At 30.8% G+C, this 16857-nt stretch carries 12 protein-coding genes; all 12 read left to right on the forward strand.

Annotated features, from left to right (window positions below; genetic code table 11):
- Positions 1-148: 148 nt before the first annotated feature.
- The 12 genes from H033_RS20320 to H033_RS0114060 all read left to right on the forward strand — a co-directional run bounded on the left by H033_RS20320 (position 149) and on the right by H033_RS0114060 (position 16362).
- Positions 149-1099 (forward strand): hypothetical protein, encoded by a 951-nt coding sequence (locus H033_RS20320; protein WP_231367624.1) that lies wholly within the window; start codon positions 149-151, stop codon positions 1097-1099.
- A gap of 153 nt (positions 1100-1252) precedes the next feature.
- Entirely contained in the window at positions 1253-1900 is a 648-nt protein-coding gene (locus H033_RS0114000) for a hypothetical protein (protein ID WP_026838868.1), read from the forward strand.
- A 210-nt stretch (positions 1901-2110) separates the two neighbouring features.
- Positions 2111-2494 (forward strand): helix-turn-helix domain-containing protein, encoded by a 384-nt coding sequence (locus H033_RS20325; RefSeq protein WP_034886061.1) that lies wholly within the window; start codon positions 2111-2113, stop codon positions 2492-2494.
- Positions 2495-2517: 23 nt separating this feature from the next.
- Positions 2518-3345, forward strand: coding sequence for an IS3 family transposase (locus H033_RS0114010; protein ID WP_026836979.1), 828 nt, complete (start codon positions 2518-2520; stop codon positions 3343-3345).
- Between the two features lie 153 nt (positions 3346-3498).
- Positions 3499-4926, forward strand: a complete 1428-nt coding sequence (locus H033_RS0114015; protein ID WP_231367625.1) for an amidohydrolase family protein — start codon at positions 3499-3501, stop codon at positions 4924-4926.
- A 151-nt stretch (positions 4927-5077) separates the two neighbouring features.
- Positions 5078-5698 (forward strand): hypothetical protein, encoded by a 621-nt coding sequence (locus tag H033_RS0114020; protein ID WP_026838870.1) that lies wholly within the window; start codon positions 5078-5080, stop codon positions 5696-5698.
- 115 nt (positions 5699-5813) lie between these two features.
- Positions 5814-8132 carry a restriction endonuclease gene (locus H033_RS0114025; RefSeq protein WP_026838871.1) on the forward strand — a complete coding sequence of 773 codons (2319 nt, stop codon included), beginning with the start codon at positions 5814-5816 and terminating at the stop codon, positions 8130-8132.
- Between the two features lie 2652 nt (positions 8133-10784).
- Complete coding sequence (locus H033_RS0114040) at positions 10785-11018, forward strand: hypothetical protein (protein ID WP_026838872.1); 234 nt, start codon at positions 10785-10787, stop codon at positions 11016-11018.
- Positions 11002-11304 (forward strand): type II toxin-antitoxin system RelE/ParE family toxin, encoded by a 303-nt coding sequence (locus H033_RS0114045; protein ID WP_026838873.1) that lies wholly within the window; start codon positions 11002-11004, stop codon positions 11302-11304. Before H033_RS0114040 ends, H033_RS0114045 begins: the two co-directional genes overlap by 17 nt.
- Positions 11305-11453: 149 nt before the next feature.
- Positions 11454-12248, forward strand: a complete 795-nt coding sequence (locus H033_RS0114050) for a DUF5677 domain-containing protein (protein WP_026838874.1) — start codon at positions 11454-11456, stop codon at positions 12246-12248.
- A gap of 1323 nt (positions 12249-13571) precedes the next feature.
- Entirely contained in the window at positions 13572-13859 is a 288-nt protein-coding gene (locus H033_RS0114055; RefSeq protein WP_026838875.1) for a hypothetical protein, read from the forward strand.
- On the forward strand, positions 13849-16362 hold the full coding sequence (locus tag H033_RS0114060; RefSeq protein ID WP_026838876.1) for a hypothetical protein: 2514 nt from the start codon (positions 13849-13851) through the stop codon (positions 16360-16362). Before H033_RS0114055 ends, H033_RS0114060 begins: the two co-directional genes overlap by 11 nt.
- Positions 16363-16857: the final 495 nt, after the last annotated feature.

The following is a 16857-nucleotide window of genomic DNA, read 5'->3' on the forward strand; positions in this document are numbered from 1 at the left end:
ATCGAAAGGAATTCAAACCTAAAAAATGGCATCATTCAAACCGTAAATCATTACAATTTAAATTAACCAAAAGTGGCATCATTTGAACCGTTTTACCTGGCACCCTAAGACCGTTTTGCCTGGCACGATTCGAACCGTAATATCCACATTGACCGAAAGTAAGAAGACGCTAAATGAACTGTGTGAAAAAGGTCTTGAAATTAAAAATTTGAGAGGGAGCACCTTGGATGAAAAAATCAATAGTTTAATTGAACATTTTGATTCTGTTGAGAAAGACGAAAAAGTTGGAATTTCATTAGATGGGTTTGATAAGTTATTAACTGAATTGAATCAATCATTATCCAAGCTAAATAAAGAGATAAAAGATCAATTCGAATTACAAGATGAATACGTTCTTAAAGCTGAATTTTTACTTGCTTATAATATCAAACCAAGAGACATCTTGGATTTAATAACGAAATCAGATTTAATCTTTTTCATTAAAGAAAATGGAATTCGACAAAGAGGAGAAAATATTCTAAATATTTTAGAACATTACAAGGATGTAGAAAATCTTTATTTAGAAAACTACATGAATGTTGGATATCGTAATCTTAACTTATTAAAAGAAAACGGAATTACTGTTAAGGAAAGTGAACTTGGTATAAAATTCGAGGAATTAACGAAGGTAATTTTCAACGGACTTGGTTTTGATGTTGATGAGAAGTTTAAAAATCAACTGAATACAAACAAGGATATGATCGATATTCTTTTAAACTTAGGAAATAATGAAGTTATCATTGTTGAATGCAAAACCAGTAAAGAACGGGGGTATAATAAATTTAGTACGGTATCTCGCCAATTAAAATCATATCAAAATTTGGCTCTGAAAAATGATTTGAGAATTGTAAAAATTTTACTTGTAGCTCCTGAGTTTAGTGATGATTTTGTTACTGATTGTGAAATGGATACGGAAATGAATTTATCTCTTGTGACTGCTCTGACTTTATCAAATATTTTTGAAGCTTTCAAAATATCTAAATATCAAGAGTTCCCTCATGTTTTATTTAGAGATATTTTAATAAACGAAGAACGGATTTTAAAAGCATTGAGTAAATAGTAGTAGTGCCTGTGCCTAACATCGGTTAAGCGCAAATAGCGGGTATTTCAGTAAAAAGTAATATTTTAGAAACCAAGTAAACAACAACAAAGCCGACAAGAAAGCGTCCTTACTCCACGCTACTTGCCTTAACCAAGACCGTTGCCTACAATTATGAAGAAAATTCTGCTCATTTTGATATTTTTAAATTTTGTTGGCATTTATGCACAAGAAGATTCTGAGAATAAAATTCAAAAAGTTAATAAATCAGAATTAAAATTTGAAGATTTAGAGAACTCAGATGACATATTTAGCTTCAGATTTTGGAACAAAGGACAAATTATAGAAATAAGAATATTATCTGATTCAACCAGAATAGGTACAATTGTAAATTTTGTAACTAAAGCTTATAAATCATCAAAAAAACAAGATAAAATACTATCGGGTAAAATTGATGAAAAAGCATTTTTCCAAAAAATAGAATTATCAGACAATGGAATTTCAGAAACTATAAAATTGATAAAATCTTCTAAGATAACGGAGTTACCTTCCGATAATGAAATAATGAATTGGAAACCTATTTTGGATGGAGAGTGGTACAGCTTCGAACAAAAAATAGATGGAAAATATGAAATGAAAAATTATGGTAATCCTAGACAACAATATGAATTACCAGAAGGAGTTAAATTTTTGAATTTCTATTCAGCTCTAAATGATATCCTAGATTTGGAAAAGAAATTTGCCTATTTTTTCGCAGATTTAAAAAATGGATGCTATTCGAAAAATGGGGAACATACAATTATTTGTAAAACGAGGAAATAGAGACATAACTGTAGGCAACATCGGTTAAGCGCAAATAGCGGGCAATCGAGTGAAAAGTATTATTTTAGACACCAAGTAACAAACAACTAAACCGACAAGAAGCCGTCCTTACTCCACGCTACTTGCCTTAACCAAGACCGTTAGGCACAATTTAAGACACTGCCTCGTCCTAAAATAGGTTGACCAAAAATTAAACACTTTTAGTCACCTATGGAAACACCAAAGAATGGCACCTGCCGAAAAAAGAAGTATCAAAAAGTTAGTTTCGACATGAAACTTTCGATAATTGATGAAATAGCTAACGGACAGATCTCCGTAAATCATGCTTCAAACAAGTATAACATTTCTCGAAGTTCCATTGAATACTGGATTAAGAAATTGAGTAACTTCGAGAATAAATCCATGAGTATGAGCAAGAACGATCAGATCAAAAAATTGAAGCAACGTATTGAAGAACTGGAGTTTGTAAAAGAATTTCAACAAGATGTCATTGCCGATTTTGAAAATATTACCGGGGAGCACCTTTCAAAAAAGTACTTGCCCGAAGCATTAGCAAAAGAGATAGAGAAAAAGAAACAAAGCCTTTCAAAATAAAATGGCTCTATCAATGCCTCGGGATAAGCAAACAGGCTTATTACAAAAGAATCAAAGCAAATTATACCAAAGAGAAAAGGGACGAAATAGTCCTGGAACTTGTACGTAAAGAAAGAAAAACACACGCAAAGGCAGGCACCAGAAAACTGGTCAAGTACATCAAAAAAGGGATTATGGAGCAAAATGTAAAAATGGGCAGGGACGCGCTCTTCGACCTGCTAAGAAGTTATGGAATGCTGGTCAAGAAGACCAAACGTTACCACATTACAACAGACTCAAAACACTTATTCTATAAATCACCAAACCTAATAAAGGATATGGAAATCTCGCACAGTGAACAAGTATTCGTAAGCGATATCACCTATATAAAGACTGATGATGGACACGCCTATCTGGCTCTGGTAACAGATGCATATTCCAAAAAACTGATGGGATGGGCACTCGACGACAACATGAGGGCAACATTGGTCGTGCAGGCCTTGGACATGGCAATCAAGAACCTGAAATTCAAACATATGAGCATCATACACCATTCAGATAGGGGAATACAGTATTGCTGTCCGGAGTTCACGGAATTTGCCGACAAGAACAATTTTGTATTAAGTACAACTCAACAATACGACCCCTACGAAAATGCAGTTGCAGAAAGGATAAACGGAATACTCAAATATGAGTTCGGACTAAAGAAAACAATCAAGAACGTCATCATAGCAAGACAGATCATGAAGCAGGCAGTTCAGGTATATAACGGGCAAAGACTGCATTGGAGCCTTGGCCTGGAAACACCAGATCATATCCACAAAAAGTACAATACAATAAAATACAAATCCTATAAAAAGAAAATGGCCTAGGAATGTTGGCAACTTTTTCAAAACCGAAGGAAAAATTTTGAAGAAGTTGTCAATGTTCCGTGAAGAAAAACGATATTTATAAATGAAAACCTTTAACACAAAAAAGGTCAACCTATTTCAGGACAAGACACACATCCGAAAAATATGAAAATTTTGAAAAAAAAATATTTAGTCACACTATTGGCTTTTATTACTCTACTATGTAGTTGTAAAGAAAAAGAACCAAACAATTCCCAAGCAGAAAATAACGAACAAGGAAATAATACTTACGTTATAAAAAATGTGAATATCATTCCAATGACTAAAGAAAATAAAGTCATTAAAAATGCTACTGTAGTTATTCAAAATAAGAAAATCTTATCAATTAATGATTCAATACCAACAGATGCAAAAACGATCGATGGGACAAATAAGTGGCTAATTCCTGGTCTTATTGATATGCACGTTCATAATTTAGCTGATACAAGTTTGAGTCCAAATTACGCGACTAAAGGCGCTACGCTATTTATGGATAATCAAGACACAATGTTATTGTACATAGTAAATGGTGTAACAACAACATTTGAATTAAGCGGTCGCGTGGAGCATTTTGGACAGAGAAACGAAATAATAAAAGGTAATGTACTTGGACCGCGTATTGCATTAGCAATTTTAATAGATGGTGGTGATTCTGGTAATAATGCAAATACCCCTAGTGATGGAAGACAGATTGTTAGGCTTGCAAAAACACAAGGCTTTGAGTTTATTAAGGTGTATTCAAACCTAAATGCTGAAACGTATAAAGCTATTATAGATGAAGCAAAAAAAGAGAATATGAAAGTTATTGGTCATATCCCAAATGTCTTTAGAGGAAATACAAAAGATGCTTTCATACCACATTTTGGTATGGTAGCGCACGCTGAAGAGTTCTCAAGTCAGACCAATGAATATAATAAACTTAAAGCTGAAGAGTTTGCTAAAATGACCAAAGATAATGGAACTTGGTTTATGCCAAATCTCTCGAATTTAGTTCGTATTGCAGCACAAGCTCGTTCTCTTGATAGTGTGCGTTATTTAAAGAGTTTTAAATATGTACATCCTCTTATGCAGAGTAAATGGATTGTCTCTAATCAATATAATAAAGGAACCTCACCTAAACGTGTGGCGCATTTTGATTCACTAGTTGATTTTCACGTCCAGCTAGTGAAAGTTTTTAAAGAAGCAGGAATACCAATGGTTGCAGGTACAGATGCAGGAACATCAGGTATCGTATGGGGCTATTCACTTCACGATGAATTAGAACTTTTAGTAGATGCTGGATTAACAACTGAAGAAGCTTTAGTTTCAGCAACACGTTTACCTGCAACTTGGCTTGAGATAGATGATAAAATAGGAACGATAGAAATAGGTAAGTTTGCTGACTTAGTGTTACTAGACAAAAACCCTATCGAGAATATCGAAAATACTCGAAAGATTTCTGGTGTATTTGTGAATGGCAAATGGATAAGCAAAGAAAAAATTGATACAATGCTTTCAGATTTAGCAGAAAAAAACATCGAGAACAAAAGCAAATATGATTGGAAAAAGAGACGAGAATATTAGTGAATCAAACTGTGCCTAACATCGGTTAAGCGCAAATAGCGGGCCTTTAGGTGAAAAGTGCTATTTTAGACACCGAGTTAAATCAACTAAGCCGACAATAACGTGTCCTTACTCCACGCTACTTGCCTTAACCAAGACCGTTGCCCACAATATGAAAAAAACGATATCTATACTAACTATACTTCTGCTTTGCTCTTGTGCACAACGTAATTATAAAACTATTGATTTCGGACAATTTAAAATTACTGTTCCTAAAAAATGGAACAAATATGAAAGTAAAGGAATTGACAGCTATGTAGGCGGAATTATTACCAATACAAATGATACTTTAAATTTTGATTTCGGTAGATATTCTAATGATTTAAGTAAAAGTGATTATCCAATGGTCTATGATTCAATTGGATTGAATGAACTGACAAAAAAAGAGCGTGAATTATTACCGAAAACTAAATATCTAATTGTTGAAGATTTACTTTACGCAGACGTTGACTTTAATGAATATTTGCAATATCAATTTAAAATAGATTCTGTTGATTGTTTCAAAGCTAAAATAATTACACCAAGGGATAGAAGCTATGGTGGAACTGGAATATATATTGACAGTTTAACTGGTAGCAAAGAGAAATATAATAAAATCGGAATTAGTTTTTATGGATGGTACTTAACTGAAAAAACTCAAGCGGAATTTATCAAAGCATTAAAAACATTGCGCTTCGAAAAATACTGTGGGCAACATCGTTTAACAGCAAATAGCGGGCATTTCAGTAAATAGTGATATTTTAGACACCAAGTTACAAACAACAAAACCGACAGAAACGCGTCCTTACTCCACGCCACTTGCGTTAAACAAGACCGTTACCCACAAGCGCTTGAACAAAATTTGATGAATGAACAATTACAATTTTTCCACACTTAATGATAAAGATTTTGAGATTTTATCATTGGATCTTCTTAACGCCGAGTATAAACTTAATCTACAAGACTTTAAAACTGGCAGAGACGGAGGTATTGACTTACGATTTTCAAATCAAAACAACAAAAACTCAATTGTTGTCCAAGCAAAGCATTATCTAAAATCAAGTTTTTCAATTTTAAAATATAAGCTTGAAAATGAAGAATTACCTAAAGTAAAGAGATTAAAACCAAACAGGTATTTGATCGTCACTTCTATGCAGCTTTCTGCAAAAGAAAAAGATTCTATAAAAGAAATCTTTGAGCCTTACATTATTTCAGCGAATGACATCTTTGGAAATGAAGACTTGAACAAACTTTTAAGGAAACATAAGAAAGTAGAGAGAAGTCATTTTAAATTATGGTTTTCTAGTACCGAGGTATTAAATAATATTCTGAATAATGCGATTCAAGGTCGAACTAGAAGTTATATTGAACGAATCAAATCTAAAATTCCTCTTTTTGTACTAACAAAAGATTTTGATACTGCAAATAAAGTTCTAAATAAGGAGAAAATTTTACTAATTACTGGCCAGCCTGGAGTGGGTAAAACTACTCTTGCAGAAATGTTGATAATAGAGCGTGCTCGGTTGAACCATCAAATTTATTTGATTAACACAATCAGAGATGCTGAAGATGTTATTACACCTGACAATTCAAAGCAATTATTTTATTTCGACGACTTTTTAGGAGAGGTTTATTATGAAATTTTAAGTGGAAGTCAGAAAGAAAGTGAAATTTCAAGGTTCATTGATAGAATTAAACATACGCCTAACAAATTTATCATATTATCCACTAGAACAATAATATTAGAACAAGCAAAATCTAAATCAGAAAAAATTAAAAGATCTAGAATAGAATCAGGGAAATATGAAATAATATTAAATAGTTACACTAACTATGATAAAGCGAAGATTCTTTACAATCATTTATACTTTCAAAGAATTACTGAGGAATTGTTCTCAGTTGTAGTAAAGGATAAATTTTACTTAGATATTATAAAACATAAAAATTATACACCAAGGATAATTGAATTTATTACTGACTATAATAGAATAAAAAGGTTTAAAAGTGAAGATTATAAGAGGTTTATAACCTATAATTTAAATCATCCAGAAGAAATTTGGAATGATTCCTTTCACAATCAAATTCGGCTACAAGATAGACTTCTCTTAATGACATTATTTACATTTCAAAGAGATGTTGAAGAAAACAATTTGATAAAAGCATTTGGCGAAAGATTAGTATTTGAGAAAACCACTAACAATATCTCGATAAATTCAGAGCAATTTATTGATTCTGTAAGAAATCTTTTGAACGGTTTTATAGTTTCTACAATAGTTGATATCGATAAGAATAGAAAAATTTATTCCTTTATCAATCCATCAATTTCTGACTATTTAGTTACTTTTTTAAATAAACATTATAATCTTAAAAAAGCGACTATTGCTTCGGCAATATATATTGAACAACTTGAAATTTTTAATCCCGAAAAAAAACAGTTTAAAATTGAAGAAGAAATTCAAAAAATTATATTAAATAAAGTGTGTAATGATGAATTTGACAGTATTGATAAATATAAGGAATACAGGATAGAAGGATTTTATTTAGAAATTTTAGTCAAATACTGTAGTTCAATTGACATAGATGAGTGCTTATTAAAACTATTTAAAAAATTAGATTTGAGCAAAGTTTGGTGGATTAGAAAAAATTTAAAATATGCTTTAGAAAATATAAAGGATTCTTGTAAATCTAAAGAATACGTTGTACAAAATTTCTTAAAAATTATTGAAAGCTATATTCAATCAATTGATGATTATGATATGGCTATTGAGATTCCGCTAATTTTTGAAAATTTAGGATTTGATTACAAAAAGTATATATCAGAAGAATCTGGACAAAATACAATTTTGAATATGTTATCTGAAATCGTAGTAGAGACAGAGAAGGAATTAATGTCTTCACACAAAGATCAGGTTAAGGATATGGAAGATTATGATCACTTTATTTATGATGAAGTTAATAATTTAAAGCAAGATTTATTTAATGAATTATGTGCGGATATGGATATGGATATACCTCGATATTATGATGATGAACAATTATTTAGACAAATAGAAGAAAATGAATTAAATAATCAAGAATCTATTAAAAGGGAGAAAAAAAGAAATCAATACTATGAAGAAAGACAAGAGAAGACAATAATTGAAAATAAGAAGATAGAAAAGTTATTCTCAGCAAGAAATTTAGAGTAATGCGCCAGTGGGTAACATCGGTTAAGCGCAAATAGCGGGTATTTCTAGTGAAAAGCGTTATTTAGAGACCAAGAAACAAACAACTAAGCCGACAAGAACACGTGCCTACTCCACGCTACTTGCCTTAACCAAGACCGTTGTAAAGCAGTTTTCAGAGAGAAAAACTCAAAAAAAAACTCATAATTTGAGTAAAAAAAACCAATCTCTCGCAACTGTTGCGCTGACTTATTCAAGATTTTAGAAGATAGATATTCACTTAAATCTGACATTATTAAAAGAAGATTAAATGATGAAAAATGTGAAATACGGATGCTTTTAAATTTGACGCGCTAATTTTTAAAAAATCTATAAAAGATCAATATTTATTAATATTGACATTATCGAAAAGAAGATTAAATGATGAAAAATGTGAAAAATAGATGTTTTAACAGTACATATTTTTACCAAATCAAAAAATTTGAATTGAAAATAAGAACTAATAATCGATAATTTTTAAAATCACTACGCCGACTTTTACTCGAACCTAAAAAAAAGTAAAATACATACATTTAGGTTATTATTCTGACTTTTACTCAAGCACGAAAAATGGATAAATTGAATGTTGTTAGATTTATAACTCTGACTTTTATTTGGATGTGAAAAATGACAAATTTGATTAAGGAAGTAAAAAATAAAATTATAATTCAGAAAGAATAAAAAATAAAAAAAAGGCAGACAACAAAACAACATATTTGTAGTAAAAACCGCTATACAACATCGGTTAAGCGCAAATAACGTGTATTTGAACTAAAAGTTATATTTTAGAGACCAAGTAACAAACAACTAAGCCGACAAAGACGTGTCCCTAGTCCACGCCACTTGCCTTAACCAAGACCGTTGTAGAGAAGTGTTCAGAAAGAAAAACGCAAAATAAAACGGCAAATCTGAATGAAAAAAAACCAATCTTTCGCAACGGTTGCGCTGACTTTTTCGAGATTTTAGAAAAAACAAAAACCACTCAGGCTCAAGTTGTATGGAAAAGTTTAAATGATGAAAAATGGGAAAATTGGATGCTATTAAAATCAGTGCGTGTATTTTTCAAAGATGTAAAACTCTGAATTGAAATTTAGAAATGTTAATCGATAATTTTTAAATCCAGAATGCTGAATTTTTTACTCGGGCGTGAAAAGTGTAGGATTTTAATGCCTTTAAATTTTTAAATCTGACTTTGAATCAAACGTAAAAAATAACCAAAAGAATTTAGAAGAAAAGAATTGAAACGGACTCTTACTAGAACGTGAAAAAATAATTTGAGATTTAGAAAAGAAGAAAAACAAAAAAAGGCAGCCAGTAAAACAACAAATTTTGAAGTAAACACCTCTCTACAACATCGTTTAACTGCAAATAGCGGGCATTCTGCTGAAAAGTGTTATTTTAGACATCAAGTAAAAAACAACTAAGCCGACAAGTTTGCGTTCCTACTCCACGCCACTTGCGTTAAACAAGACCGTTGTAGAGAAGTGTTCAGAATGAAAAACGCAAAATAAAATGGCAAATCTGAATGAAAAAAAACCAATCTTTCGCAACTGTTACGCTGACTTTTTTGAGATTTCAGTAAAAAAAAACCACTCAGACGTAAATTGTATGAAAAAGTTGAAATGATGAAAAATGTGAAAATTGGATGCTCTTAAAATTAGTTCGTGGATTCTTACGAAAATGTAAAAATCTGAATTGAAATTTAGAAATGTTAATTGATGATTTTTAAATCCAAAACGCTGAATTTCCTACTCAGGCGTGAAAAATGTGTAATTTTGATCCTTTTAGATTTTTAATTCTAACTTTCAATCAAACGTAAAAAATGAGCAAAAGAATTTAGAAGAAAAGAATTCAAACAGACTCTTACTCAAGCCTGAAAAAATGATTTGAGATTTAAAAAATATGAAAAACAAAAAAAGGCATCCAGCAAAACAACAAATTTTGGAGTAAACACCTCCCTACAACATCGTTTAACAGCAAATAGCGGGCATTCTGCTGAAAAGTATTATTTTAGAGACCAAGTAAAAAACAACATAACCGACAAGAACGCGTCCTAACTCCACGCTACTTGCGTTAAACAAGACCGTTGTACATAATGGTTTTATTTAGCATTTGTAATTAAAAGAAACAAACTATTGCGGAAAAAGTGTTTCCTTAGATTTAAAAAAAATTAAGATTACATATTTGGATAAAAAATTAAAATAACCATCATATCTATTGTAAATGAAAAATAAACATAAAATATCAATTGTAATAATTATATTACTTGTAGCAGCTATATTTATTTCCTCAGATTGGAAAAATGTAAAAGCTGGCCTACTTGGTAATCCACCCGTTGCAGAAGTTCAGAAATAAAACACTTTTCAAAATAAGATTGTTCACGATTTCAAAAATATTGATTTTAAATGCAGTTTATAATCATATTAAATCTGTAAAACCACTAAGCACAACATCGTTTAACAGCAAATGGCGGGCATTTAGCTGAAGAGTGTTATTTTAGAGACCAAGTAACAAACAACAAAACCGACAAGAAAGCGTCCCTATTCCACGCCACTTGCGTTAAACAAGACCGTTATGCAGCAGTTAAAAAATCCGAACAAATAATCATATTTGAATACAAATTTGTAAATTTGAATTATGGACGTAAATATTCAAAATAAAAAAATAGAATTAATTCAGTGGCTATCTACTCTGAATGATATGTCAATTATTGAAAAAATAATTAAACTTCGAGAACGAGAAAAATCTGATTGGTGGAATGAAATTTCTGTGACTGAGAAAAAATCTTTAGAAAAAGGAATTAAGGATGCTGATGCTGGAAAATTGAATTCTCACTCTGATGTAAAGAAGATTTATGAAAAGTGGTTATAAGATTTTGTGGACTGACCACGCTATTTCAGAATTAAAAGATACAATTGAACATTTAGAGGAAAATTGGACAGAAAGAGAACTTTCAAACTTTTCAGAAGAACTAGATCATACAATTGAACTTATCTCAAAAAATCCTGAACTTTTCCAAGTTTCAAAAAAGAAAAAAGAAGTAAGAAGAGCAGTTGTAGCACGATTTAATAATCTTTATTATCGGACTAAAAATGACACTATTGAAATACTGTCTATATTTTCCAATCGACAAGATCCAAATAAAATTAAGATCTAAAAACCGCAGCATAACATCGGTTAAGCGCAAATAGCGGGCATTTGAGTAAAAAGTGTTATTTTAGAGACCAAGAAACAAACAATTAAGCCGACAAAAACGTGTCCTTACTCCACGCCACTTGCCTTAACCAAGACCGTTAGCTGTAATTTATGAGTAACGAAAAAGATCAAAAAAAGGAATTAATTGAATTGGTCGATTCATATAAAAGAATTACTCGATTTGTTATTCTTATTTTCGAGAATGATAAATCAGAAACAAAGCAAATAATTCTAAGAAATTTTATTGCTAAATCTCACTCACTTTTAAACAGTATTTCTATTTTGATTTCAGAAAATCAAGAAGGAGAGGCTATGGCATTATATCGACTTTTAATTGAAAGGTATTTTTATTTAGAATATTTAGAACAAAAAAACAAATATCAAGAATTTAAAGATTGGTCATATATTAAGACGTTTGAGTCGAGAAATAATACAAGAAGTAAATCAGAATTTAATGATTCAATGACTAAGGATTATTTAAAAGATAGTCCCGAACAAATCAGAAAATATCAAGATCTAAAGAAAAAAAATATTGATTGGATAGAACCAAAATTGGAAAAATTTGCAAAAGAACTTAATCTTTCATTTTTATATAGTATGGGTTATGATTTAGGTTCCTCATTTATTCATCCAAGAGCAGATGAAGGATATTGGGATGCGCTACGAATTGTAAATAATGATCAATCAATAGAATTTAGAAAACTAAACATTCTAAAAAACTCGGTACTTATTGCGAATTCAATTTTGATATACGCTACGAATAAATCAAGTATTGATTTTGGCAGGTTTTTAAATTTATATTGCAATTCAATATTTGCATATTTAAATGAAGGGAAAGAATTTCCAAAGTTAAAAGATATAGAAAAGGTCTTTTATGGGTCAATTTTACATAAATTCGAGACATAAACTACAGCTAACATCGGTTAAGCGCAAATAGCGGGTATTTGATTGAAAAGTTATATTTTAGAGACCAAGAAACAAACAACAAAGCCGACAAGTTCGCGTCCCTACTCCGCGCCACTTGCCTTAACCAAGACCGTTGTAAAACATTGCTCAGATTGAAAAACTCAAAAAAAAAATCAAAATTCTGAGTAAAAAAACCAATCTCCCGAAACTGTTGTGCTGATTTTTTTTATGATTTAAGTAAGAAACAAAACCCTCTCAACTCTGACTTTATTGACAATAGATTTTAAAAGATAAAAAATGCCAAAACTGGATGCTCTTAAAATCAGTTCGCTGACTTTTACTAAAGAAAGATAAATGTAAAAATTGAATGCTTTTGATTTATTAATCTGATGTTCACTCAGGCGAAAAAATGATCAAGAACAAAGGAATAAAAAACGGATTCTAACTCGGACGTGAAAAAATAAAATCAAGATTCAGAAAAGATTAAAACGACATAAAAAGGGTGACAACAAAACAACATATTCCGAGGATCGCAACGTTGTACAACATCGGTTAAGCGCAAATAGCGGGTATTTGAACAAATAGTTATATTTTAGAGACCAAGAAACAAACAACTAAGCCGACAAGAACGTGTCCCTACTCCACGCCACTTGCCTTAACCAAGACCGTTGTAAACAAGGGCTCTAAAAAAAAGTAAGAACAAAATTCTGGTCTTAATTGAAAGCCAATCTTTCGCAACTCTTGCGCTGAATTTATAAGATTGAAAAATGCTTAAAATGAAGTTCGTTGACTTTTACTCGAACCTAAAAGATTTGATTCATTATTCTGAATTTTACTCAGGATTGTTAGCTACAAAAAATTGAATGATTTTTAAATTTATATCGCTGAATTTACTCGGGCGTGAAAAAGTAGTATAAAAATGAGAATTAAAGAACAAAAATAATTTAAAAGCTTTTCGCTGACTTTTGCTCGAAGCGAAGATTTGAGTTATTATTCTGACTTTTACTCAGGAATGTTAGCAATAAAAAATTGAATGATTTTAAAACTAGAAATCTGACCTTACTCTGACGTGAAAAGTGACAAAACCAATGAGGATTAAAATGATGATATTTTTAATCTGAACGCTAAAAAAAGTTCTTACTCGGGTAGTCGCCCCAGTTCACAACATCGGTTAAGCGCAAATAGCGGGCATTTGAGTAAAAAGTATTATTTTAGAGACCAATTAATAAACAACTAAGCCGACAAATTCACGTCCTTAACCCACGCCACTTGCCTTAACCAAGACCGTTGTGTGTAATGCAAAAAAAATACGATTAAATAATTATGTTTGAATATATAAAGCAAAGAATAGTAAAGAATTTAATAGAAGAAATTGAATGTATAAGTCCTACAAATTTAGAATTAATTGGTAATAATATAGTTTCTATATTAGAGAATCAAAGAATGATTCATCATGGAATTAACAAAGATTATAAACCTTCAGGTTACACAGTTGATAGTTTCAATAACAATTCTAAAATCATAGCAGAATATAGTACTGATAAGAATTACTTCGGAGATTCATCGAGAAAGGGTGCATTAATTCCTATTTATAAAAAAATTGAAAAATGATATTAAGCATGCTGTTGATCACAATGATTCAAGCAAGCTTGATAAGATATATTTGATAGTATCTCAACAGGAACCTCCATCGTTTAGGAGTAAGTTTAATAAAACATCTATTGAAAAAAAATGCAGAGATATTACAATAATATACGACAATAGAGAATTAGCTAAACTTATATATGAACAATCAATTAAATCATTAGAATATGCTTCTTTTTACAAACAATTTTTCCCTGGCTATTCTCAGGATTTAGATAATTATGAATACTATGGCAAAGCTCCTTCTTTCTGTGAAAACCATATAGAAGACATCAATACAACAGACAAAATCATTAAACATTTTGTCGATAAAAAGATTTGTGTAATCCACGGAATTAGCGGCTCAGGGAAAACTCAAATGGCAATTAATTATCTACACTCAGAGAAAAACAATTTTGAAAATTATATTTGGATTTCGGGTGAAGATTGGAAAAAAAACAGCTCTTTTTCAAGTATTCAAAGAACAAGAGGTGGCTCACCTCTAAATATTGCTGGTATCTTCAATACAAATAAAACAATCTTAATAATCGATGACTGTAAGAGAATAATAGAACTTTCCGAATTATCTGAAATAGAGGAAGGATTTTCTAATGGAAGTAAACTTTTAATAACTTCACAATTATCAAAAAGTAATGTTAATTATTATTTGCCAATACCAGAAATATCAGACTCTATTGCATATAAAATTATTGGAGAAAATATTAATTCAAAATCGGATCAAGTTGAAAAAGTAATCCAATTATGTAAATTTTCTCCATTGATATTATCTACAATTAGAAACCTTGTTGAAGAAGATAATATTAGTCGTGAAGATCTATACGAAGAAGTGTTGAAAAAACCGAATGAAATTACAAATTCGGAGGGTAAATCTATTATGAGGGGTATTCTCAGCAAACTGGAACCAGAAATGCTAAATGCTTTAAAAAAAATAGCCAATTCTGGAACTAATACTAATGATTCTGAATTTCTACAACATTTTATTGGAACTATTAATAGGGTAAATTTACAGCGCCTTTCAATATTGCTTTCCGCTAATGTTCCTGGTTTTCTTAAAATACATGATTTAGTTGCTTCTGCCATTCAAGATAATCTTAATTCTAATGAGATTTCCTTAGCCATTGCCCAATACATTTATAAAAACAATGCAAACATGTCTCCAAGTGTCATTAGACAAATCCATTTGTGTTATAATATATTAGTCCAAAATCAAAAATCCTTAAATGACAAAAACTGGGTTACATATGCTCTTCTACAAGTCGAGGGTTCAAAAAGAGAAGAAATACAGAAATTTCTCCATAAAGAATCAATTCTTGCAGATATGGATCTTTCCTCTATTCTTTGCATAATTGACTCAAAAGAAGCTCATGCTTATGCAATCGAGGATAAAAAGGAAAGAGATGTTTACTTTAAGACATGTATTACTGAATATGAGCATGCCTTAAAAATAATTTCGGATGACGTAATAAGGGTTGAATTATTGCATCATCTTGGAAAAACTCTTAGACGTTGTGGTTTATTTGAAAAATCGTTAAAATCATTTTTAGACCTATTAACGATAGAGCCTAATATGTACGCAACATATCTCCAAATTGCGCATATTGGTTCTCAATATGGAGTTGATAAAGTATTTAAAGAAAGAGGCGAAGAATATTTAAAGAAATTATTAGATTGTATTTTCAAAGACTATTCCGTTGTACCATTAAGAGTCTCTCTTGGATCAATTGCTAGAATAAGATCTTATAAAAAAGTAAGCAATGAGATTAATTTAAAACCCAATGAAGTTAAAAAATTATCTGATATAATTGTAATATCATCATTAGAAGGTTTTGGACAATTCTTTGAAGCATTTCTTTCTTTTACTTCTATTTTTGGATATCATCATGGTTCTATATGTCTTAATCTTGTTGAAATTATGCCTGAGCTTCTGACAATTCAACCTGAAAATGTCGATAAAAAAAATTGGTTGAATGCAAGTGAAGGGTTAACTAACGTAGCTATTTCAGCTTTACGAGACGATAAACAAAAACTTTCTCATAAAATAATGAATGCAAGTACAACTTTTGCTGATAAAATTTTTGAAAACAAAAAACTAACCTCTTACGAAGGGAGATCACTGGCTAAAACATATTTAGCGGCAAATATTTTACCAAAAGCATTACTTGCAGTAGATAAGGTGCCAATGGATTCAGTCGACCACTGGTTAATTTATCAAAAATCTAAAGTGCAATTAAGAATGAATTCTCCTGATTGCTATAAATCTGCAGTAACTGCTTTTGACTTAGCACAAGAAGATAGTTTTGCAAAAAAAAGAATATCAATATATCATGATTTATTAAGTCAATGTGCTGAAAATATTGGTGTTAAAGAAGAAGCTATAACCCAAGCAGGTCTTGCTATGGATAATTGCAATGATGATAAATATAAAAAGGAACTTGAAAAGAGATTTGAAGAATTAACAATGATAGCATAAAGCACTACACACAACATCGGTTAAGCGCAAATAGCGGGCAATTGAGTGAAAAGTGTTATTTTAGAGACCAAGAAACATACAACAAAGCCGACAAGTTTACGTCCCTACTCCACGCTACTTGCCTTAACCAAGACCGTTGCAAAGTATTGTTCAGAATAACAATCTCAAAAAAAAGTATATGAATAATCAAACCCTTCTCTCGCAACTGTTGCGCTGACAACATTATTGAATCGAATTTTAAAAGATGAAAAATGTAAAAATTAGATGCTCTTAAAATCATTGCGCAGATTCTTACTCCGATCTGTAAAAGTCAAATGAGGAATAGAAATAAGGAACAAATGATTAAATAATTTCGCCGACTTTAACTCGGACTTGAAAAAAAGAAAAAACGGGCATTTAGATGATTATTCCGACTTTTACTCAAGCAAAAAAAATGGATAATTTGAATGCTTTTAAATTTGAATCTTAACTTTTGCTCAGACGTAAAAAAAAAGA

Origin of the sequence: Gillisia sp. JM1 (genome assembly GCF_000424645.1) — a bacterium.
Taxonomy (GTDB): Bacteria; Bacteroidota; Bacteroidia; order Flavobacteriales; family Flavobacteriaceae; genus Gillisia.